This is a genomic window from Aeromicrobium sp. REDSEA-S38_B2 (assembly GCF_001628525.1).
GTDB classification, from domain to species: domain Bacteria; phylum Actinomycetota; class Actinomycetes; order Propionibacteriales; family Nocardioidaceae; genus Aeromicrobium; species Aeromicrobium erythreum.
In genome coordinates this window covers 18,742-40,615 of the sequence record NZ_LUNH01000021.1, presented here as the reverse complement: position 1 = coordinate 40,615, position 21,874 = coordinate 18,742, and the positions used below count along the sequence as shown (strand labels likewise).

The 21,874-nt window shown below is 72.5% G+C and carries 17 protein-coding genes; 7 read left to right on the top strand and 10 right to left on the bottom strand.

Going from position 1 to position 21,874, the window contains the following annotated elements; genetic code table 11:
* Positions 1–22 precede the first annotated feature (22 nt).
* From A6Q81_RS05110 to uvrB, 4 genes are all read right to left on the bottom strand, one after another.
* On the bottom strand, positions 23–1,021 hold the full coding sequence (locus A6Q81_RS05110) for a TerC family protein (RefSeq protein WP_067857741.1): 999 nt from the start codon (positions 1,019–1,021) through the stop codon (positions 23–25).
* Between the two features lie 198 nt (positions 1,022–1,219).
* Complete coding sequence (locus tag A6Q81_RS05105; RefSeq protein WP_067857744.1) at positions 1,220–1,954, bottom strand: N-acetylmuramoyl-L-alanine amidase; 735 nt, start codon at positions 1,952–1,954, stop codon at positions 1,220–1,222.
* Positions 1,955–2,065: 111 nt separating this feature from the next.
* Positions 2,066–2,854: an aldose 1-epimerase gene (locus tag A6Q81_RS05100; RefSeq protein WP_067857747.1), complete on the bottom strand. Its 789-nt coding sequence runs from the start codon at positions 2,852–2,854 to the stop codon at positions 2,066–2,068.
* Positions 2,851–4,935, bottom strand: coding sequence for an excinuclease ABC subunit UvrB (gene uvrB, locus A6Q81_RS05095; protein ID WP_286689747.1), 2,085 nt, complete (start codon positions 4,933–4,935; stop codon positions 2,851–2,853). The genes A6Q81_RS05100 and uvrB overlap by 4 nt, the downstream gene beginning before the upstream one ends.
* 117 nt (positions 4,936–5,052) lie before the next feature.
* Between uvrB and A6Q81_RS05090 the strand changes: the two genes are divergently transcribed.
* Entirely contained in the window at positions 5,053–5,754 is a 702-nt protein-coding gene (locus A6Q81_RS05090) for a TetR/AcrR family transcriptional regulator (RefSeq protein ID WP_067857753.1), read from the top strand.
* Between the two features lie 86 nt (positions 5,755–5,840).
* On the opposite strand, the gene A6Q81_RS05085 is transcribed toward A6Q81_RS05090, so the two are convergent.
* Positions 5,841–7,244 (bottom strand): acetyl-CoA C-acetyltransferase, encoded by a 1,404-nt coding sequence (locus A6Q81_RS05085; protein ID WP_286689746.1) that lies wholly within the window; start codon positions 7,242–7,244, stop codon positions 5,841–5,843.
* A gap of 217 nt (positions 7,245–7,461) precedes the next feature.
* Between A6Q81_RS05085 and A6Q81_RS05080 the strand changes: the two genes are divergently transcribed.
* From A6Q81_RS05080 to A6Q81_RS05070, 3 genes are all read left to right on the top strand, one after another.
* Positions 7,462–8,808 carry a 3-oxoacyl-ACP reductase gene (locus tag A6Q81_RS05080; RefSeq protein WP_067857756.1) on the top strand — a complete coding sequence of 449 codons (1,347 nt, stop codon included), beginning with the start codon at positions 7,462–7,464 and terminating at the stop codon, positions 8,806–8,808.
* Positions 8,805–9,680, top strand: coding sequence for a MaoC family dehydratase (locus A6Q81_RS05075; RefSeq protein ID WP_202967654.1), 876 nt, complete (start codon positions 8,805–8,807; stop codon positions 9,678–9,680). The genes A6Q81_RS05080 and A6Q81_RS05075 overlap by 4 nt, the downstream gene beginning before the upstream one ends.
* A gap of 65 nt (positions 9,681–9,745) precedes the next feature.
* On the top strand, positions 9,746–11,638 hold the full coding sequence (locus tag A6Q81_RS05070; RefSeq protein WP_286689745.1) for a CocE/NonD family hydrolase: 1,893 nt from the start codon (positions 9,746–9,748) through the stop codon (positions 11,636–11,638).
* Positions 11,639–11,650: 12 nt separating this feature from the next.
* Here A6Q81_RS05070 and A6Q81_RS05065 read toward each other — a convergent pair whose 3' ends face one another.
* The 5 genes from A6Q81_RS05065 to A6Q81_RS05045 all read right to left on the bottom strand — a co-directional run bounded on the left by A6Q81_RS05065 (position 11,651) and on the right by A6Q81_RS05045 (position 18,092).
* Entirely contained in the window at positions 11,651–12,523 is an 873-nt protein-coding gene (locus tag A6Q81_RS05065) for an acyl-CoA thioesterase (protein ID WP_067857762.1), read from the bottom strand.
* A 436-nt stretch (positions 12,524–12,959) separates the two neighbouring features.
* Entirely contained in the window at positions 12,960–13,865 is a 906-nt protein-coding gene (locus A6Q81_RS05060) for a PAC2 family protein (RefSeq protein WP_067857765.1), read from the bottom strand.
* Positions 13,866–13,875: 10 nt separating this feature from the next.
* Entirely contained in the window at positions 13,876–15,765 is a 1,890-nt protein-coding gene (dxs, locus tag A6Q81_RS05055; protein ID WP_067857768.1) for a 1-deoxy-D-xylulose-5-phosphate synthase, read from the bottom strand.
* Positions 15,766–15,810: 45 nt separating this feature from the next.
* Positions 15,811–16,314, bottom strand: coding sequence for a flavin reductase family protein (locus A6Q81_RS05050; RefSeq protein ID WP_286689744.1), 504 nt, complete (start codon positions 16,312–16,314; stop codon positions 15,811–15,813).
* A gap of 59 nt (positions 16,315–16,373) precedes the next feature.
* Positions 16,374–18,092 carry an alkaline phosphatase D family protein gene (locus tag A6Q81_RS05045; RefSeq protein WP_286689743.1) on the bottom strand — a complete coding sequence of 573 codons (1,719 nt, stop codon included), beginning with the start codon at positions 18,090–18,092 and terminating at the stop codon, positions 16,374–16,376.
* Between the two features lie 149 nt (positions 18,093–18,241).
* On the opposite strand from A6Q81_RS05045, the gene xylB reads away from it, so the two are divergent.
* The 3 genes from xylB (at position 18,242) to A6Q81_RS05030 (ending at position 21,870) form a co-directional block, all read left to right on the top strand.
* Complete coding sequence (gene xylB, locus A6Q81_RS05040; protein ID WP_286689742.1) at positions 18,242–19,627, top strand: xylulokinase; 1,386 nt, start codon at positions 18,242–18,244, stop codon at positions 19,625–19,627.
* Positions 19,628–19,709: 82 nt separating this feature from the next.
* Entirely contained in the window at positions 19,710–20,870 is a 1,161-nt protein-coding gene (gene xylA / locus A6Q81_RS05035; RefSeq protein ID WP_286689741.1) for a xylose isomerase, read from the top strand.
* 256 nt (positions 20,871–21,126) lie between these two features.
* Positions 21,127–21,870 carry an ROK family protein gene (locus A6Q81_RS05030; RefSeq protein WP_286689768.1) on the top strand — a complete coding sequence of 248 codons (744 nt, stop codon included), beginning with the start codon at positions 21,127–21,129 and terminating at the stop codon, positions 21,868–21,870.
* The last annotated feature ends 4 nt before the right edge of the window (positions 21,871–21,874 follow it).

Genomic DNA, 21,874 nt, shown 5'->3' with positions numbered 1-21,874 from the left:
GCGGGACGCGCCCGCGGTACCGCTACTCCTTCGGCGCGCCGTGGTCGTCGTCGACCTTCTCGGGGTGCCGGCGGGAGTACCAGAGGCTGACGACGGTCGTCGTGCCGAGGATGACGACGATCGCGCCGAGGCTGGCGAGCGTCGGGATCTCGGGGACCTTCACGTGCTCGCCGCCGTTGATGAACGGCAGCTCGTTCTCGTGCAGCGCGTGGAGCAGCAGCTTGACGCCGATGAACGCGAGCAGCACCGCGAGGCCCTGCGACAGGAACACCAGACGCTTGAGCAGGTCGCCGAGCAGGAAGTAGAGCTGACGCAGACCCATGAGCGCGAACACGTTGGCCGTGAACACCAGGTACGGCTCCTTGGTGAGGCCGTAGATCGCCGGGATCGAGTCGAGCGCGAACAGCAGGTCGGTGGTGCCCAGCGCGATGATGACGAGCGCCATCGGGGTCAGCGCGCGGCGACCGTTCTCCTTCACGACGAGCTTGAGGCCGTCCCACTGCTCGGTGAGGTTGAAGCGACGACGGGCGAACCGGACGACCGCGTTCTCGCCGTCGTCGTCGTGGTCGGTGTCGCGGATCAGGTTGATCGCCGTGTAGATGAGGAAGGCGCCGAACAGGTAGAAGATCCACGAGAAGTTGTTGATCGCCACGGCACCGACGGCGATGAAGATCCCGCGGAACACCAGCGCGATGATGATGCCGACCAGCAGGGCCTCCTGCTGGTACTTCCGCGGCACCTTGAAGCTCGCCATGATGATGATGAAGATGAACAGGTTGTCGATCGACAGGCTGTACTCCGTCAGCCACCCGGCGAAGAACTCCACGCCGTACTGCGAGCCGTGGTAGCTGAAGGTCCAGATGCCGAAGGCCACCGCCAGCCCGACGTAGATGGCGAGGTAGGTGGCGCACTCCTTCATCGACGGCTCGTGCGGCTTGCGCGCCACGACGAACACGTCGAACAGGATGATGGCGATGGTCACCCCGACGGTGATGGACCACTCCAGGGTCGAGACGTTCACTCAGGTTCCTCCGGTCGACAGACGTGTACCGGAGGTCTCTTCCGCCCGCGGACCGCGGGCCCGCAGCACCGGAGGGTCAGGCGGACCCCCGTGATGACGACGCTGCAGCGAAGGAATACTCCCCTCCGCCGGACATTGTTGCAGCCGGCACCGGCCTGGCGCACGGCGCGGGTCGGGCGGCGAGGGAGCGAGGCGCGCTCAGGCCCGACGGTCGAGCTCGGCCGCCACCCGCGCCCGGAAGGCGTCGGCGTCGAGCGTGCTGCCCGGGTCCCACTTGCCCGCGAGGCTCGTCTCCGCGTGGTAGCGCACGTGGTCGGCGCCGTTGCCCAGTCGCGCGACGATGGCCGCCGCCGCGACGACGGAGGCGTCGAGCTGCGCCGTGGTCGGCTGCTGGGAGAACGGCTGCTGGGGTGCGTAGTCGATCTCGATGCCGACGTAGGAGACGTTGCCGTCGCCGCCCTCCACCGGGCCGCTCGCTCGGGCCTCGCCGGCATGGTTGGCGCGACCCGCGGAGATCACGTGGCAGGTGCCGTCGCGGGCGACGAGCACGTGGCACAGCGGACCGCGCAGCCCCGGACGACCGTCGCGCACGGTGGCGAGCGCCGGCTGCGGGTCCGCTCCCGTGGCGCGGAAGGCCGTGTGGTGCATCAGCACCCCGACCGGGTCGAACGCCCAGGGCCTCCCCCGTTGGAGCCACCCCGCGTCGCCCTGCACGCGCAGCCCCGCCGTGCGGAGCTCGTCGGCCAACCAGGTCAGCTGCACCCGCCGGCGTCCCGGGATCGGCAGGTCCCTGACGTACGGCATCCGGTCGAGCACGGCGAGACCACCGACGGCGAGCGTCGTGGCCACGGCCCCGCCGAGCAACATCCGACGGCCGACGGTCGCCGACGACGACGTCGGGCCGGTGGTCGGCTCCTCGTCGATCCGTGTCATCGGGCTGCTCTCGGTCCTGGTCCCGGCGGGACGTCTCAGGACGACGCTACGGGGCCCGACCCAGCCGCGCCGCCGACGTCGCCGCTCGCACTGCGGTCGGGGGCGCCGGTCCTACCGCGTCTCGACGTCGAGCGTGAAGGTGAGGGAGCGCGCCTGCAGCCAGCGGTGCCAGTCCGGGTGGGCGAAGGCGTCGGGCGGGGCGGTCTGCGGCTCGATGCAGACCGCGTGCTCGGGCTCGCTGTAGACCACCCACCAGGGTGCGTCGCTGGACAGCCGCAGCGTGAGCGCATCGCCCCAGCGCACGACCGGGTCGCGAGCGAGTCGGAAGCAGTCGTCCCACGGACCCTCGCGGGGTGCGACGAGTCGACCGGTGGGCAGGGCGCCGTCACGCTCGACCATCTCGAGGGGTGCGACGTCGACGTCGGCCCTCGTCCCGTCGGAGAGCGTGCGTCGGAACCACGGGTGCAGGCCGAACGACGCGCCCGGACCGGCGCCGTCCCAGGTGAGCGTGCAGACCAGCTGCCGCGGCGTGAGCGCGTAGCGGAGCGTGGCGCGCCCGCGGACCGGCCACGGGTCGCCCAGCTCGACGGAGAACGCCGCACCGTCGTCGGTCGCGTCGTCCTGCTGCCACACGGCGTCGAGACCGAGACCGTGCAGCGCGTTGCCGTCGCCGTCGAGCGGCAGGGCGTGACGCCGCCCGGCGTGCTCGAGCGTGCCGCCGCCGATCCGTCCCGCCCAGGGCACCATCGGGTAGCAGCCGCGCGAGATCGACGTCGGCACGCCGGGGACCTCCTGCGTGGAGAGGATCTCCTCCCCCGCGACGGTGAAGGACACGAGCCGGGCCCCGTGCGAGGGGTCGACCTCGATCGCGAGGTCACCCGCGGTGGCGCGGACGGTCACGCGTGCGCCTCGAGCATGCCGCGCAGCTCCTTCTTGAGCTCCCCGATCTCGTCGCGCAGCCGCGCCGCGACCTCGAACTGCAGGTCGGCCGCGGCCGTGTGCATCTGCTCGCTCAGCTGCTCGATGAGCGCGGCGAGGTCGGCCGAGGGCAGGTCGGCGAGGTCGGCCGTGTGCTGGCCGAGCGGCACGGGCGCACCGCGACGCTTGTGGTCGCCGGTGGCGGCGAGCAGCTTGGTCGTGTCGGCGTCCTCGCGGGCCAGGAGATCGGTGATGTCGCCGATCTTCTTGCGCAGGGGCTGGGGATCGATGCCGCGCTCGGTGTTGTAGGCGACCTGCCGCTCGCGCCGTCGGCTCGTCTCGTCGATGGCCAGCGCCATCGAGTCCGTGATCCGGTCGGCGTACATGATCACCTGGCCCGACACGTTGCGGGCGGCGCGACCGATCGTCTGGATGAGCGAGCGTCCGGAGCGCAGGAAGCCCTCCTTGTCGGCGTCGAGAATCGCCACCAGGCTCACCTCGGGCAGGTCGAGACCCTCGCGCAGCAGGTTGATGCCGACGAGCACGTCGTACTCGCCCATGCGCAGCTCACGCAGCAGCTCGACGCGACGCAGCGTGTCGACCTCGCTGTGCAGGTAACGCGTGCGGATGCCGGCCTCGAGCAGGTAGTCGGTGAGGTCCTCGGACATCTTCTTCGTGAGGGTGGTGACGAGCACCCGCTCGTTCTTCTCGACCCGGTCGCGGATCTGCGCCACGAGGTCGTCGATCTGGCCCCGCGTGGGCTTGACCAGCACCTCGGGGTCGACGAGGCCGGTGGGACGGATGATCTGCTCGACCACCTCGCCGCCGGTCTTCTCCATCTCGTAGTTGCCCGGCGTGGCCGAGAGGTAGACGGTCTGGCCGATGCGCTCGAGGAACTCGCTCCACGTGAGCGGACGGTTGTCCATGGCGCTGGGCAGCCGGAAGCCGTGCTCGACGAGCGTGCGCTTGCGCGACATGTCGCCCTCGTACATGGCGCCGATCTGCGGCACCGTCACGTGCGACTCGTCGAGGACGAGCACGAAGTCCTCCGGGAAGTAGTCGAGCAGGCAGTTGGGCGCCGAGCCCGGTGCACGACCGTCCATGTGGCGCGAGTAGTTCTCGATGCCGGAGCAGGTGCCGACCTGCTGCATCATCTCGATGTCGTAGGTGGTGCGCATGCGCAGCCGCTGTGCCTCGAGCAGGCTGCCCTGCGCCTCGAGCTCGGCCAGCCGGTCCTTGAGCTCGATCTCGATGCTCTCGATGGCCCGAGTCATGATGTCGGGCCCGACGGCGTAGTGGGTTGCTGCGCCGACGGCCAGCTCGGTGTCCTCGCTGATCACCTCGCCGGTGAGCGGGTGCAGTGTCATGAGCCGCTCGATCTCGTCGCCGAAGAACTCGATGCGGACGGCCATCTCCTGGTAGACCGGGAAGATCTCGAGCGTGTCGCCCTTGACCCGGAAGGTGCCGCGGGTCGGCGCGACGTCGTTGCGGACGTACTGGGCCTGCACGAGCGTGCGCAGGAGCTCCTCGCGTGGCTTCTCGTCGCCGACCTTGAAGCGGATCATCCGCTCCATGTACTCCTGCGCCGAGCCGAGGCCGTAGATGCACGAGACGGTCGCGACGACGATCACGTCGCGTCGGGTGAGCAGCGACCAGGTGGCGCTGTGGCGCAGCCGCTCGACCTCCTCGTTGATCGAGGAGTCCTTCTCGATGTAGGTGTCGCTCTGCGGGACGTACGCCTCGGGCTGGTAGTAGTCGTAGTAGGAGACGAAGTACTCCACGGCGTTGTTGGGGAGCAGCTCGCGCAGCTCGTTCGCGAACTGGGCGGCCAGCGTCTTGTTCGGCAGCATCACGAGCATGGGTCGCTGGAGCCGCTCGGCGAGCCAGGCCGTCGTGGCCGTCTTGCCCGTACCGGTCGCACCCATGAGCACGACGTCCTGCTCGCCGCCCTCGATCCGCTCCTGCAGCGCCTGGATGGCGGCAGGCTGGTCGCCCGCGGGCTGGTACTCGGAGACGACGGTGAAGGGGGCGACCTGGCGGCGCAGCTCGGACAAGGGCCTCATGTGCTCCACCGTACGACCCGCCACCGACAGTGGCGCGCCCGACGAGGTCCGGCCGGACGACCCGCCACGACGCACCGGGAGCGACGAGCCCCGCGTCGTCGAGCCTAGGATGGATCCATGTCTGTATCGGAGCCGGAGGCCGACTCGCCAGCACCCCCCGCGGTGCGTCCGCGGACGGCCGAGCGGCGGGCCGAGCGCTCGCGCGAGATCGTCGCCGCCACCCGCGCCCTGTTCGACGAGCGGGGCGTGCGCGAGGCGCAGATCGAGGACATCGCGCGGGCCGTCGGCATCAACCGGGCCATCATCTACCGGCACTTCTCCAGCAAGGAGGAGCTGTTCGCCGTCACGCTGCTCGGCTACCTCACCGAGCTCGACGCCGCACTCGCCCCCGGTGACGACCCCGACCTCGGCGCGGCCGAGCGGCTCGAGCTGCTCGTGCGGGCCTTCTTCGGCTACGGCCTCGAGCACCCGGCCTTCGTGGACTGCGCGCAGACGCTGCTGCGTCGCCGCGGCACCGAGCTGATGGAGGAGGTCAGCGAGGACGTCATGATCCGCCTCGGCACGGGCATGAGCGCCTGCCTCGGCCACGTCGTCGGCGTGCTGGAGGACGGCACCCGGACCGGCGACTTCGCCGTGGCCGACCCGCACCTGCTCGCCAACGTGCTCTACACGCAGGGCCTCGGCGCGCTGAACCTCGCCCACCTGCAGCTGTCGGTCCGCCGGCACATCTCGGGCCTGCCCGTGGTCGACCCGGTCGGCACCGACGACCTCCTGGCCCACCTGCTGCGTGGCGCGCTGGCCATGGCGCGCGGCGCCTGACTCACCCTCGGCACGCGAAGGACCCCCACGGCGCTGCCGTGGGGGTCCTTCGTTCGTGCGGGTCGTCGACGTCGGGACGTCGAGGGTCAGGCGCCCTCGAGGATCGCGACGACGCCCTGGCCGCCGGCGGCGCAGATCGAGATGAGGCCGCGGCTGCCCGCGCCCTTCTCGTGGAGCAGCTTCGCGAGGTTGGCCACGATGCGGGCTCCGGTGGCGGCGAACGGGTGGGCCGCGGCGAGCGAGGAGCCCTTGACGTTGAGCTTGCTGCGGTCGATCGAGCCGAGCGGCACGTCGAGGCCGAGCTTCTGCTGGCAGAAGTCGGCGTCCTCCCAGGCGGCCAGCGTCGACAGCACCTGGCCGGCGAACGCCTCGTGGATCTCGTAGTAGTCGAAGTCCTGCAGCGTCAGGCCGTTGCGGGCGAGCATGCGCGGGACGGCGTAGGCCGGAGCCATGAGCAGGCCCTCGGCGCCGCTGACGTAGTCGACGGCGGCCGTCTCGTAGTCGACGAAGTAGGCGCGCTTGGTCCAGCCGCGACGCTCCGCCTCCTCCTCCGAGGCGAGCAGCGCCACCGAGGCGCCGTCGGACAGCGGCGTGGAGTTGCCGGCCGTCATGGTCGCCTCGTCGCCGAGCTGCTTGCCGAAGACCGGCCGGAGCTTCGCCAGCTTCTCGACCGTGGAGTCGGGGCGCAGGTGGTTGTCCTTCGTGACGCCGTGGAACGGGGTGACGAGGTCGTCCTGCCAGCCCTCGTCCCAGGACTTCGCGAGGTTCTGGTGCGACCGCGCGGCGAGCTCGTCCTGCGCCTCGCGCGTGATGCCCCAGGCGTGCGTGGTGAGGGCCTGGTGGTCACCCATCGACAGGCCGGTGCGCGGCTCGGCGTTGCGGGGCTGGTCGGGCGCGAGGTAGGCCGGACGGACCTTGGCCAGGGCGGCGAGCCGGCCCTTGGTGTCCTTGGCGTTGTTGGCCTCGATGAGGATCTTGCGGAGCTTGTCGCCGATGGCCAGCGGGGCGTCCGACGTGGTGTCGGTGCCGCCGGCGATGCCGGACTCGATCTTGCCGAGCTGGATCTTGGCCGCGACCTGGAACGCGGCCTGCAGACCGGTGCCGCAGGCCTGCTGGATGTCCTCGGCGGGCGTCTCGGGCGACAGCGCGGAGCCGAGCACGACCTCGCGGGCGAGGTTGAAGTCGCGGCTGTGCTTGAGGACGGCGCCGGCGACGAACTCGCCGATGCGCTCGCCCTCGAGGCCGTAGCGGGCGACGAGGCCGTCGAGCGCCGCGGTGAGCATCTCCTGGTTGGAGACGTTCTGGTAGACGGTGTTCGACCGGGCGAACGGGATCCGGTTGCCGCCGACGACGACGACCTTGCGGATGCTCTGGCCGGACGAGGCCTCGGCCACTGCGCCGCTCGTCGCGGCGGGGGACGTCGAGGCCGGCGTCTTCTTGGCCGGGGCCTTCTTGGCGGCCGTCTTCTTCGCGGGGGTGTTCTCCGCCATGGCGCGGTGCTCCTTGCGCTTCGGGGTGGACGGGGTGGTCGGGTGGTGCCGAGCCACCGGGGTGGGTGCGACGATGGTGTCACGCGACGCGGTCCTCGGTCGCCTGCACGCCCGTGTGCGCCTCGCCACCCTCGGTGGACGTTGGTGTCACTCCAAGTTACAGTTTGGCTGCGAATCCAGATACCAATGGTATGCGAGAGATAGGACACACCCGGCGATGAGCGATCGTTACCAGGACCTGGCCCACAACCCGATCGGCAAGTTCCTCGTCAAGAACCTCGGACTGCCCAACCCTCCGTACCTGGAGCGCTACGAGGGCGGCCCGCTCGTCCAGGGCTCCGTGCTGACGGGCAGCGCCACGCAGGGCGACGTCGCGAAGGCCGTCACGGCCGCGCTGAAGGCGCTCAAGGTCGAGGCGACCGGCGTGCCCGCCCAGGGCAAGCGCTACAAGGGCCTCGTGTTCGACGCGACCGGCATCGCGGACGCGGCCGGCCTCGTCGCGCTGCAGCAGTTCTTCACGCCCGTGCTGCGCCAGCTCCAGGGCAGCGGCCGCGTCGTCGTGGTCGGGACCGTCCCCGAGGAGGCCGGCAGCGAGGGCGCCCGCGTCGCGCAGCGTGCCCTCGAGGGCTTCACCCGCTCCCTCGCCAAGGAGGTCGGTGGCGGCAGCACGGCGAACCTCGTCTACCTCGCCCCCGGCGCCGAGACGTCCCTCGCGTCGACGCTCGGCTTCTTCCTCTCTCCCAAGTCGGCCTACGTGTCCGGCCAGGTCGTGCGGATCGGCACCACGGGCATCACGTCGGTCACGGACCCGGTCGACCTCGAGAAGCCGCTGGCCGGCAAGGTCGCCCTCGTCACCGGCGCGTCGCGCGGTCTCGGCGAGGCCGACATGCGCACCCTCGCCCGTGACGGCGCCACCGTCATCGGCCTCGACGTCCCGCCCCTCGAGGCCGACCTCAAGGCCCTCGCCGACGAGCTCGGCGGCGGCTACATCGTCGGCGACATCACCGCCGAGGACGCCCCCGCCACGATCGCGGCGTACGTCAAGGAGAACTACGGCGCCGTCGACGTGGTGGTGCACAACGCGGGCATCACGCGCGACAAGCGCCTGCGGAACATGAAGCCCGAGAACTGGCAGCTCGTCGTCGACATCTCCGTCGGCGCCCCGCAGCGGATCACCGACGAGCTCCTGGCCCAGGGCCTCATCAACGAGGGCGGCACCGTCATCGGCATCGCGTCCATCGCCGGCATCGCGGGCAACAACGGCCAGACCAACTACGCCTCCGCGAAGGCGGGCGTCATCGGCTGGATCCAGGCGCTCGCCGAGCGCGTGGCCGGCGACGGCATCACGGCCAACGTCGTGGCCCCGGGCTTCATGGAGACCGAGATGGTCAAGACCATCCCGCTCGGCATCCGCGAGGCCGGCCGTCGCATGAACTCGATGTCGCAGGGCGGCCAGCCCGTCGACGTCGCCGAGGCCATCGCCTGGTTCGCCAACCCCGGTTCCGGCGCGGTGAGCGGCAACGTGCTCGGCGTCAACGGCCAGATGCTGCTGGGGGCGTCGTGACCACGAGGCAGTTCGAGGCGGCTCCGGCCACGCTGCCGCTCATGCTCAAGGCGGCCCTGCCGGCCCTGCCGGTCGTCGGATCGCTGCCCGGCGTCAAGCACGCGTCGGGCACCGTGCCCGACCTCGTGCTCGAGCGGCGCGGCGTCGGTACCGACCCGGCCCACCTGGAGCGCTACCTCGAGGTCTGCGCGTTCCCGCGCGCCGAGCACCTGCCGGTCACGTACCCGCACATGGCGGCCTTCGGGCTGCACATGGCGCTCATGACCGACACGTCGTTCCCGTTCGCGCCCATGGGCCTGGTGCACCTGCGCAACCGCATCACCCAGCACCGCCCGATCGGCCTCGACGAGACGTTCGACGTGTCCGTGCACGCCGCCGACCTGCGCCCGCACCCGAAGGGCCGCCTCGTCGACGTGCTCACCACCGTCACGGTCGGCGACGAGGTCGTCTGGGACGAGACCATGACGCTGTTCTCGCGGGGGCGCGGCGGCGACGCCGAGACCTCGACGCCGGTGCTCGACGGCGTCGAGGCGCCGCGAGGCGTCGTGCACTGGCGGCTCGCGGGCAACCTCGGACGCCGCTACGGCGCCGTCTCGGGCGACCGCAACCCCATCCACCTCTACCCCGTCACCGCGAAGGCGTTCGGCTTCCCGACCAACATCGCGCACGGGATGTGGACCAAGGCGCGCAGCCTGGCGGCCCTGCAGAACCGGCTGCCCGACGCGTTCACCGTCGACGTCGAGTTCAAGAAGCCGGTGCTGCTGCCGACGACCGTCGTCTTCGGGTCCGACGCGTCCGACGACGGCATCGTCTTCGGCGTCCGCGCGCAGAAGAAGGACGTGACGCACCTCGTCGGTCGGGTCAGCCACTGACGTCGTCACGGGCGTGACGTGATGCAGGTCTCGTCGTTGGTCCTCCCGGACCACCAGGAGGACCGATGACGAACCTGCTCACCCGCACCCTCGTGCTCGCCGTGTTCGCAGCGGCGACGTGCGCCGCGCTGACGGCCCCGGCGGGCGCGGCCACGGCGGTCCCGCCCGCCTCCGCGACATCCGTCACGGGCGCCGTCTCGGCGACGTCGGCGTGGAAGCCGCGGCCCGAGCAGTACCCGAGCACCGTCACCCAGCAGGACCTCGCGATCCGCACGTCCGACGGGACCGTGCTGCGCGGCAACCTCATGCGCCCCGTCGACGCCTCCGGACGGACGGTCACCCGACGGCTGCCGGTCGTCGTCACCATCACGGCCTACAACAAGAACGTCCAGTCCCAGGCCGGCGGCCTCCTGGGGACCGACCCGAGCTACCTGGTCAAGCGCGGCTACCTGCACCTCACGGTCGACGCCCGCGGCACCGGCAGCTCCGGCGGCACCTGGTGCGCGTTCTGCTCGCGCGAGGACCGCGACTTCGGGGAGGTCATGACCTGGGCCGCCGAGCAGCCGTGGAGCGACGGACGCACGGCCATGAACGGCCCCTCCTACATGGGCATCGCCCAGCTCTTCGCCGCCGCCGACCGGCCGAAGGGCCTGAAGGCCATCTTCCCCCAGGTGCCCGGCGCCGACGTGTACCGCGACGTGGTCGCCTCGGGCGGAGCGCTCGACGTCGGGTTCATCCCGCTCTGGCTCGGCCTGGTGAGCGGCACGTCGATCATCCCGCCGGCCCTCACCGCGACGGACCCCGGCACGGGCCTGGGCACCCTCGTGACCCACCTGCTCGGCAACGGCCTGTTCAGCAGCCAGCTCCTGCTCGCCGCCTTCACCGGCGGCGAGCCCGCCTACGACGGTGCCTTCTACACGCAGCGCTCGCCGCTGCAGGTCGCGTCACGGATCACCGTGCCCACGTTCTTCATCGCCGGGCAGTACGACCTCTTCCAGCGCGGCACCCCGCTCCTGTACGAGAACCTGCAGCGTCGGGGCGTCCCGACCCGCATGATCGTCGGCCCCTGGGACCACCTGCAGGGCTCGTCGGGCGCCGAGGTCGGCGACGCCGGCTACGGCAGCATCGAGCAGCTGCAGCTGCGCTGGTTCGACCACTACGTCAAGGGCCTCCCCGGCCAGCGGCTCGACGAGATCGCCGGTCTCAGCAGCTACGAGCAGGGCAGCGGTCGCTGGGTCCGCGGGACGTCGTGGATGCCGTCGACCCTCACCCCACGCACGTTCCGGCTCAGCGGCACCGCCACGACGGCCGGCGCGCCGGGCGGCCTCACCGCCGGGCCGCCGCGCAGCGGCAGCACGACCGTGCCGACCATCCCCGTGCAGGGTCTCTGCACGCGCTCGGCCAACCAGTGGACCGCGGGCATCCTGCGCCAGGCGCTGCCGGACCTGCCGTGCTTCACGAACAACTCCTTCAACGACACCCTCGGCCCCGTGTTCGAGACCGCGCCGCTCAAGGCCGACGTCGTGGTGCAGGGACCGCTGAACGCACGCCTCTACACCTCCTCCCCCGCCGGCGACGGCATGCTCTCGGTCACCGTCTCCGACGTCGCACCCGACGGCACGGTCTCGCGGCTCACCGGCGGCTGGCAGGTGCTCTCGCACCGCGCGCTCGACCGCTCACGCTCGCGCTACGTCGACGGGACGCTGGTGCAGCCGTACCACCCGTTCACGCGCGCGGCGCAGGCTCCGCTCGCCCCCGGCCAGGTCGCGCCGATCGACGTCGAGATCTTCCCCACCCGCGCCCGCATCCCCCAGGGACACCGGCTGCGCGTCTCGGTGCAGGGCTTCGACGCGCCGCACCTGCTGCCGACCATCGGCTCGCTCCTCCCGGCGCTCGTGCCGATGACGGTGCTCACCGGACCCCAGCACCCGTCGTCGCTGTCGTTCGGGACGCCGTGACGACCGGGGGCGTCAGTCGCGGGGCGTGACCCGTCGGATCAGGCCCTCCTGCGCGACGGTCGCGACGAGCGTACCGTCCTCGGCGAACACCCGGGCCGTGCTCAGTCCGCGCGCACCCGACGCCGACGGCGACGTCTGGTCGTACAGCAGCCACTCGTCGGCGCTGATCGGCCGGTGGAACCAGATCGTGTGGTCCAGCGACGCCGGCTGCACCCGCGGTGAGCTGATCAGCTCACCGTGCGGCAGCAGCGCGACGCCCAGCAGGCTGAAGTCGCTGATGTACACGAACGCCGCCGTGTGGATGATCCGCGACGCCGGCAGCGTGCCGTCGGCCCGGAACCACAGCCGCTGCACCGCCGGCACCGTCGCCCGCGTCGGGTCGTCGGCCGGGCGGTTGTCGCCGATGTAGCGCAGGTCGAACGACGACCACTCACGCTTCCACGACTCCACCTCCTGCGGGCGGACCTGGCGGATCACGTCGAGCAGCGGCACCGACTCCTCCGGCGACGGCACCTGCGGCATGACGTCCTGGTGGTCGAACCCGTCCTCCGTGCGCTGGAACGACGCCGTCATGTAGAAGATGTTCTCGCCGTGCTGACGCGCCGCGATCCGACGCGTCGTGAACGAGCCACCGTCGCGCACGTTCTCGACGTCGTACACGATCGGGATCGACGGGTCGCCGCCGAGCAGGAAGTACGCGTGCAACGAGTGGATGTGCCGGTCCTCCGGCACCGTCAGCTGGGCGGCCGTCACGGCCTGGGCCGCCACCTGGCCGCCGAAGACCCGCTTCAGGCTGGACCCCTCCGGCTGACCGCCACGGAAGAGGCCCACCTCGAGCGGTTCGAGGTCCAGCAGGGTCACGAGCTCGTCGAGGGATGCAGGCACGCGCAGATCCTACCGATCCGCGAGACCGCTCCGCGTCGGCGTGCGGGGGTGGAGAGCGGGCTCACACCGTGGTGCTTGCTTGCGTCGCGTCGTGACCGCGCGCGCTGCCTGCGCGGGTGACGGCTTGCTGCTGCGCTGCCTGCAAGGGGTTTCATCGTGCTGCTGCGCTGGCTCGGCTGGCGCTGTGTCTCGTCTCCGTGAGCGCCTCGACCGGGCGGCTGGCGATGGCGCTGGGCTGGGGTCTCGGGCTGCGGGTTCGGCACGGGGTGGACGCACGATGCTGCGTTGGGCCGCTGCTGGTCCCACACGTCTGCGTTGGCTACGGGATCCCGTCGTGAACGCAGGATCCTTGCGTCGCGCTGCCCGCCATCGGTGGATGCTGAACCGCAGGAGCGCTTCCAAGGGTCCAGATCCACCGATGGTGGGCGAGACCGCGTCAGTCCTGGTCGTCCTTGCGCTGACGGGCGAGGAACTGCTCGAACTGGTCGGCCAGCTCGTCGCCGCTGGGCAGGTCGCCGTCCTCGGCGAGGAGGGACTCGGCGGCGCCGCGGGTGAAGGCGTCGTACTGCTGCTCGAGGCCCGCGAGGACCTCGGCGCCGCCCTGGTCCTCGATCTGACGCTCGATGTCGGCCACCGTGGCGCCCTGCACGGCGCGCAGCGGGTCGAGGTCGAGGTCGAGGCCCGTGCGGTCGAGCACCGCCTCGAGCAGCGCGAGCGCCGCCGGCGGGTAGTCGACCTGGGTCAGGTAGTGCGGCACGTGCGCGACGTAGCCGGCGCTGTCGAGCCCGCGCTGGGTCAGCCGGTACTCCAGCAGCGACTGCGCCGACGACGGCACGCGCACCTCGGCCTGCCACAGGTTCGTGCGGTCGACGAGCTCCGGTCGCGAGCCGTGCGCCGTGATCATCGTGGGCCGCGTGTGCGGCACGCCCATCGGCACCGCCCCCAGGCCGAGGGTCAGGCTCACGTCGAGGTCCTCCACGACCTCCTGCACGCCGTCGACGAACGACTCCCACCGGAAGTCCGGCTCCGGACCCGTCAGCACCAGGTACGGCGTGCCCGACCGGTCGTGCTCGCGGACGACGTCGAGCCGCGGCTCGTCGTAGTCGACGTAGTGGTCCTGGCGGAACGTGATGAACGGACGCCGCGCGCGGTAGTCGTACAGCTCGTCGACGTCGAAGCTGCGCAGCACCTCGCCGCGCCCGGAGAGCAGGTGCTGCGCCGCGATGCGCGGCGCTCCGCCCGCGGTCAGGAACCCGTCGAGGGCATGGATGAGGACCGGGCCGTCGCCGGAGGGCGTCGGGTCGGTCGCGTCGTCTCGGTCACGTCGTGAGGGCCACTTCATCGTCAAGCCCTCAGACGTCCGCGTTGTTCCCGGTCAGTCGCAGCCAGGCGGCGTGCGTGTCGGCGGCCACGGCGTCCGGCGTGAGGCCGAGCCGCTCCAGGATGACCGGACGCTTCGCGTGGTCGAGGAACTCCTGGGCCACGCCGTGCACGCGGACAGGCACGTCGCTCTCGACGTCGCGCAGCGCCTGCGTGAACGCCGCCCCGACACCGCCGGTCCGGCCGTTGTCCTCGACCGTCACGACGAGGCGGTGCTCGGCGGCGAGCCCGACGACGGCGGGGTCGAACGGCTTGACCCAGCGCGGGTCGACGACCGTGACCCCCAACCCCTGCGCCGACAGCTGCTCCGCCGCCGCGAGGCAGGTGGGCACCATCGAGCCGACCGCGAGCACGAGGACGTCCTGGCGGTCGCCGCGGGCGAGCACGTCGCACGTGCCGACCGTGTCGATCGCCTCGACGTCGGCGGGCACGGCACCCTTCGCGAAGCGCACCACCGTGGGCGCGTCGTCGACGTCGACGGCCTCGCGCAGCAGCTCGCGCAGCCGTGCGCCGTCGCGCGGCGCGGCCAGGCGCAGCCGCGGCACGAGCTGCAGCATCGACATGTCCCACATGCCGTTGTGGCTCGCGCCGTCGTCGCCGGTGACGCCCGCGCGGTCGAGCACGAACGTGACGCCGCACCGGTGGAGGGCGACGTCGAGCAGCACCTGGTCGAACGCGCGGTTGAGGAACGTGGCGTAGACCGCGACCACCGGGTGGAGCCCGGCCATCGCCATGCCGGCGGCGCTCGTCGCGGCGTGCTGCTCGGCGATGCCGACGTCGAAGACACGGTCGGGGAACTTGTCGGCGAACGCGTCGAGCCCGACGGGGTAGAGCATCGCCGCGGTGATGCCGACGACGTCGGGGCGCTCGTCGGCGATCCGGACGACCTCGTCGCGGAAGACCGACGTCCACCCGGCCGGCGCGACCGAGACGGCGTCGCCCGTCGTCCGGTCGAACTGCGGGGCCTGGTGCATCTGGTCGTTCTCGTTCGCGACGGCGATGTCGTAGCCCTGGCCCTTGGTGGTCAGGACGTGCACGAGCACGGGACCGCCGAAGCGCTTGGCGTGCGCGAGGGCGGACTCGACGGCTTTGCGGTCGTGCCCGTCGACGGGGCCGACGTACTTGAGGCCGAGGTCCTCGAACATGCCCTGCGGCGCGAGGACGTCCTTCAGGCCCTTCTTGATGGCGTGCAGGGCGTCGTAGGCGGCCGGGCCGACCGAGCCGCCGCGGTTCAGCCGCTCGCGGATCGCGCCGAGCGCCGGCTCGTAGCGCGGGTTGGTGCGGATGTCGGTGAGCCGGTTGGCGAGTCCGCCGACCGTCGGCTGGTAGGAGCGCCCGTTGTCGTTGACGACGATGACGACGCGACGGTCCTGCGAGGCGGCGATGTTGTTGATGGCCTCCCAGGCCATGCCGCCCGTCATGGCGCCGTCGCCGATCACCGCGACGACGTGGTCGTCGCGTCCCAGCACCTGGTTGGCCCGCGCCATGCCCTCGGCGTAGGACAGGCTGGTGGACGCGTGGCTGTTCTCGACCCAGTCGTGCTCGGACTCCGCCCGGCTCGGGTAGCCGGACAGGCCACCCTCCTGGCGCAGGGTGTCGAAGTCGCCGGCGCGTCCGGTGACCATCTTGTGCACGTAGGCCTGGTGGCCGGTGTCCCACACGATGCGGTCGCGCGGGGAGTCGAAGACCCGGTGCAGCGCGAGCGTCAGCTCGACGACGCCGAGGTTCGGGCCCAGGTGCCCGGCGTGCGCCGCGACGGCGTCGATCGTGCGCTCACGGATCTCGTGGGCGAGCGTCTCGAGGTCGGCGTCGGACATCGCCCGCAGGTCCGCGGGGCCGGTGATCTCGTCGAGCAACGCCATTCGGTCAGTCTAGCCAGCGCACCTCACGCACGCCGGGCACCACCGTCAGGTGCGGTAGCGACCGCGCAGGTGCATCAGGGCGGGTCCGTCGCGCAGGTCGACGTCGTCGACGGTGCCGCGCAGCAGCAGGCTCCACCCCTCGTGCCCGGGCTCGACGTCGTCGAGGCTGACGCCGACGCAGGCGACGGCGTCGTCGAGGCACGGTCCCCAAGGACCGTCGCTCCACGACCCGAGCGTGAACGGGCCGCCGGGAGCCGGCGCCGTCCCCGCGAAGGCGTCGGCGAGGTAGGCGTGGTCCGCCCCGAGCACGTTCACGCTCACGCGCTCGGGGCGGGCGTCCCAGAGGTCCGACTCCTCGTCGACCAGCGCCAGCACGCGAGCCGGGTCGCCCGCGGCGAGCAGGAAGGAGGAGACGGTCAGCCCGACCCTGCTCCGCCCCTCGCCGGCCGCCCAGACCGTGACGGCCGCCGGCAGACGACCGCGCAGGCGTCGGAGCACGTCGCGCTCCCCCTCGGGCGGCACGAACGGGTGCTCGTCGTGGATCGTCACGTCGTCAGCCTAGGCAGCTCCGGACCTCGCGGCAGCGCGGCGGGCGTCCCCGAGCACGGTCACCGGGGACGCGCGGTCTCGTGCTCGATCGTCGCGCGGGTGTCCTCCTCGGCCGAGCGCCCCGCGAACGTCCGCGCGCCGGGGACCCCACGGTCCTGGACGAGGTTCAGCGCCGGCACGCGGTCCTCCACGACGAACGTGGCCCGCGTGAACGCCTCCGCGCCCGGGGTCCGCACCTGGGGCAGGCAGCGGAACTCGGCCGTCAGGTCGTCGGGCGTGATGCGGGTGCGCACGTAGCCGCGGAGGTTGTTCTGCAGCTTCAGGTGCGGGTTCCACCGCAGCCACGGGTGCGCCGTCACGGCGCTGTCGGCGCCGTTGCCGCCCGACGTGACCGACGAGCACACGAGCTCGGTGCCGACGCTGCGCGACGTCGGGTCGTCGTAGTCGAGCTTCAGCTCCGAGGCCCAGTGGGCGTGCACGTCGCCGGTGAGCACCACGGGGTTGCGGACCTGCGCGTCGACCCAGCCGCGCGTGATGCGGTCTCGCGACGCCTGGTAGCCGTCCCAGGCGTCCATCGACACCGTCTTGACCGGACCGTCGGTGCTGTCGCGCTGGGCGAAGAACACCTGCTGGCCGATGACGTCCCAGCGGGCCCGCGAGCGGCGGAACCCGTCGAGCAGCCAGCGCTCCTGCGCGGGTCCGTCGATGCTGCGGCTCGGGTCGACGGCCGCCGGGCAGTCGGCCCGGTAGCCGTCGCCGCAGCCCTGGTCGTCGCGGAACTGGCGCGTGTCGAGCATGTGGAACGACGCGAGCGCACCCCAGTGCAGCCGACGGAAGAGCTGCAGGTGGTCCCCCCGCGGGATCGACGAGCGGCGCAGCGGCATGTTCTCGTAGTAGGCCCGGAACGCGGCCGCCCGGCGCGCGGCGAACCCGGGCTTCTCCGCGATGTTCTCGGGGGTGTCGCCCGCCCAGTTGTTGTCGACCTCGTGGTCGTCCCACACCACGAGCCACGGTGCGGCCGCGTGGGCTGCCTGCAGGTCGGCGTCGGCCTTGTACTGCGCGTGCCGCTGGCGGTAGGAGGCGAGGTCGACGGTCTCCGGACCCTCGTGGTCGCGCACGTTCCCGCCGGGTGCCACGTAGTCGCGGGCCGTGTACTCGTAGAGGTAGTCGCCCAGGTGGAGGACGAGGTCGGGCTGGTCGGCCGCGATGTTGCGGTAGGCGCTGAAGAAGCCGTGCTCGAGCTGGGCGCAGGAGGCGAACGCCATCGTCATCGAGGCGGGCAGGGCGCCCGGGGTCGGTGACGTGCTGGTGCGGGCGGCGCGAGAGACGTGGCGCCCGGCCCGGAAGCGGTACCAGTACTCGCGACCGGGCCGCAGTCCCTCGACCTCGACGTGCACGCTGTGGGCGTGCTGCGGGAGCGCGGTCACGCGACCGGTCCGCACGACGCGGCGGAACCGAGCGTCGCTGGCCACCTGCCACGTGAGCGCGACGGGTCGGTCGGGCATGCCGCCCCGTCCGTCGGCGGCGGTCGGGTCGAGGGCGAGCCGGGTCCAGAGCACGACCCCGTCGGGCACGGGGTCGCCGGACGCGACGCCGAGCGTGAAGGGATTGCGGCGCAGCGCGTCGGCGTGCCGGCGTCGGTCCGCGGCAGCCCCCGAGGCCGCCGCGGGGACCAGGACGCCGCCGGTGCCGACCGTGGCCGCGCCGACGGCCCCACCCACGACGAGACGTCGTCGCGTGCGGTCGGGTGGGGTGGTGGGTTCGGGCGTGTCAGTCATGGCCCCAGCCGACCGGTCGCGGATGAACGCACGGCGACGCGCGCGGGAGCGCACGCCGAACGGCCCCGCCCTCGCCGCAGTCCGCGTACGCGTGAGACACGTCACGCTGAATGCTTGACTTCGTTCGGAACCTGAACGAATATGGGGACATGCCCCTCGTCCTCGGCGTCGACTCCTCGACGCAGTCCACGAAGGCCGTCCTCGTCGACGCCGACGACGGCACGGTCGTCGCGTCACGCACGGCCCCTCACCCCGACGGCACCAGCGTCGACCCGCGGGCCTGGCTCGAGGCGTTCGACGCCGCCGCCGGTCCCCTGCTCCCCCGCGCCGCCGCCGTGGCCGTCGGGGGGCAGCAGCACGGCATGGTCGCGCTCGACGCCGAGGACGCGCCCGTCCACGACGCGCTGCTGTGGAACGACACCCGCTCGGCCGCTGCGGCCGCGGAGCTGGTCGAGGAGATCGGCGGACCGGCCGCCTGCGCCGAGGCCGTGGGCAGCGTCCTCGTCGCCTCCTTCACGATCACGAAGCTGCGCTGGCTGCGCGACCACGAGCCCGACGCCGCACGACGCACGACGCGCGTGCTGCTCCCCCACGACTACCTGTCGTGGCACGCCGGAGGTCGTCGCTCCGCACCCGCCACGGACCGCGGCGACGCCTCGGGCACCGGCTACTACTCCGCGGCCGACGGCGCGTACCGCGAGGACCTCCTCGAGCGCGCCCTGGGCCATGCCGCCGGCCTCCCCCGCGTCGCCGGCCCGAACGAGCAGGTCGGCACCACCGAGCACGGCGCCGTCGTGGCTCCCGGCACGGGCGACAACATGGCGGCCGCCCTCGGGCTCGGGCTCGGACCGGGCGACGTGTCGTTGTCGATCGGCACGTCCGGCGTCGCCGCCGCCGTCAGCGACTCCCCCGTCGTCGACCGCACCGGCGTCGTGACCGGGTTCGCCGACGCGACGGGCCGCTACCTGCCCATGGCCACGACGCTCAACGCCGCCCGCATCCTCGACCTGCACGCCCGTCTCCTCGGCGTCGACCACGACGAGCTCGCCGCACTCGCCCTCGACTCCGTACCAGGTGCCCACGGCCTCACCGTCAGCCCGTACTACGACGGCGAGCGCACCCCGAACCGGCCCGACGCCAGCGGCACCTGGGCCGGGCTCACCACGGCGACCAGCCGCGCCGACGTCGCCCGGGCCGCCGTCGAGGCGCTGCTGTGCTCCCTGGCCGACGCGCTCGACGCGGTGGCCCAGGGGCTCACCGGGGTCGACCGCGTGCTGCTCATCGGCGGCGGCGCCAAGAGCTCGGCCGTGCAGGCGCTCGCGCCGGCCGTGCTGGGACGCGACGTCGTGCTGCCGGCGTCCGCCGAGTACGTCGCCCTCGGCGCCGCCCGCCAGGCCGCGTGGACCCTGTCCGGATCGGCCGAGCCGCCCGCCTGGCCGCTCGCTGGCACCCGGGTGCTCCAGGCGGACCCGACGCCCGGCGTCCGCGACGCGTACGCCGCGCTGCGCGACCGCACGCCCGCCCTGACTCCCTGACCCGGCCGCCCTGACCCGGCAGCACGACAGCCGCACCGACGACCCACCACCGACCACCGCACCACCCACCGAGAGGCGCACCATGTCCGTCCCCACCCCGACCCCCGCCGACAAGTTCTCCTTCGGCATCTGGACCGTCCAGTACGCCGGCCGCGACCCGTTCGGCGACCCGACGCGCGCACCGATGGACCCGGTCCACGCGCTCGAGAAGCTCGCCGAGATCGGCGCCTACGGCGTGAACTTCCACGACGACGACGTCGTGCCCTTCGGCTCCTCGACGTCGGAGCGCGACGCCATCCTCGACCGCTTCCGCCAGGGCCTCGCCGACACCGGCCTGGCCGTGACGACCGCGACGACGAACCTGTTCGGCCACCCCGTCTTCAAGGACGGCGGGTTCACGTCGAACGACCGCGCCGTGCGCCGGTTCGCGCTGCGCAAGGTCATGCGCAACATCGACCTCGCCGCCGAGCTCGGCGCCCAGGTCTACGTGTGCTGGGGCGGGCGCGAGGGCGCCGAGAGCGGCGCGGCCAAGGACGTGCAGGCTGCGCTGTCGCGCTACAAGGAGGGCTTCGACCTCCTGGGCCAGTACGTCGTGGACCAGGGCTACGACCTGCGCTTCGCGATCGAGCCCAAGCCGAACGAGCCCCGCGGCGACATCCTGCTCCCGACGATCGGCCACGCCCTCGCCTTCATCGACAGCCTCGAGCGTCCCGAGCTCGTGGGCGTGAACCCCGAGATCGGGCACGAGGAGATGGCCGGGCTGAACGCCGCGCACGGGTACGCGCAGGCGCTGTGGCACGACAAGCTCTTCCACATCGACCTCAACGGCCAGACCGGCCCGCGCTACGACCAGGACTTCCGCTTCGGCGCCGGCAACGCCCGTGGCGCCTTCTGGGTCGTCGACACGCTGCTGCAGGGCGGCTACGACGGACCGGTGCACTTCGACTTCAAGACGCCGCGCACCGAGGACGAGGACGGCGTGTGGACGGCGGCCGCCGCGTGCATGACGAACTACCTGGTGCTGCGCGAGAAGTCGCTCGCCTTCCGCGCCGACCCCGACGTGCAGGAGGCGCTCGCCGCGTCGCGCGTCGGCGAGCTGGCCACGCCGACCCTGGCCGAGGGCGAGACCTGGCAGGACCTGCAGGCCGCGCCGGAGGAGGACCCGGAGACCCTCGGCTCTCGCGGCATGGCCTTCGAGCGGCTCGACCAGCTGGCGCTCGAGCACCTCTACGGGGTGCGCTGAGCATGCCCCCGGCCGCCCCCGACCAGCTGCGTCGCGCCAACACGGCCCTCGTGCTGCGCACGCTGCGCGACCACGGCCCTGGGAGCCGGTCGGCGCTCGCGCGTCGCACCGGCCTGGCCAAGGCCACGGTGGGGGCGATCGTGGGCGAGCTCGCCGAGCACGCCGTCGTCGTCGAGGGCGAGGCGTCCTCGCAGGGCCGGGGTCGACCGTCGACCCCGGTCGGGCTGGTCGGGTCAGGCGCGAGGCCCCCGGGCGCATCGTCGGGGCCCACCTCGCCGTCCCCGGCCTGGTCGAGCGCGACCACGCGACCGTCCGGCTCGCGCCGAACCTGGGCTGGACGGACACCCGGCCCGGCGACCGGCTCGCCGCGTCGCTGGGCCTGCCCGTGCAGGTCGACAACGACGCCAACCTCGCCGCCGTGGCCGAGGCGACCCACGGCGCAGCACGCGGCCCGGCGTCGTCGCTGTACATCACCGGCACCGTCGGCATCGGTGGCGGGATCGTGCAGGACGGTCGGCTCGTGCGCGGGTCCGGGTTCGCCGGCGAGGTCGGGCACATGCCCGTCGGACAGCCCGACCGTCGGTGCGCCTGCGGCCGGCTGGGGTGCTGGGAGGCGACGGTCGGTCTGCGGCCGACGCTCGCGGCCGTCGACGTGACCGGCGAGGGCACGCCCATGGAGCGCGCAGCCCAGGTCGCGGAGCGCGCGTCGACCGACCCCGCCGCCGCCGACGTCCTCCGGTCGCTGGCGACCGACCTCGGCCGCGGCCTCGCGGCCCTGTGCACGGTGCTCGACCCCGAGACCGTGGTGCTGGGCGGCTACTTCCAGCCCCTGGCCCCCTGGATCCTCGACGACGCGGACGCCACGCTGGCCGACCGGCTGCCATCGGCCGACGCGCACCGACCGACGCTGCGGGTCGGCGAGCTGGGCATCGAGGCCGCCGCGCTGGGTGCCGCGGAGCAGGCGCTGGCCGACGTGCTCAGCGGCGTCGCCGCGCTCTGAGCCG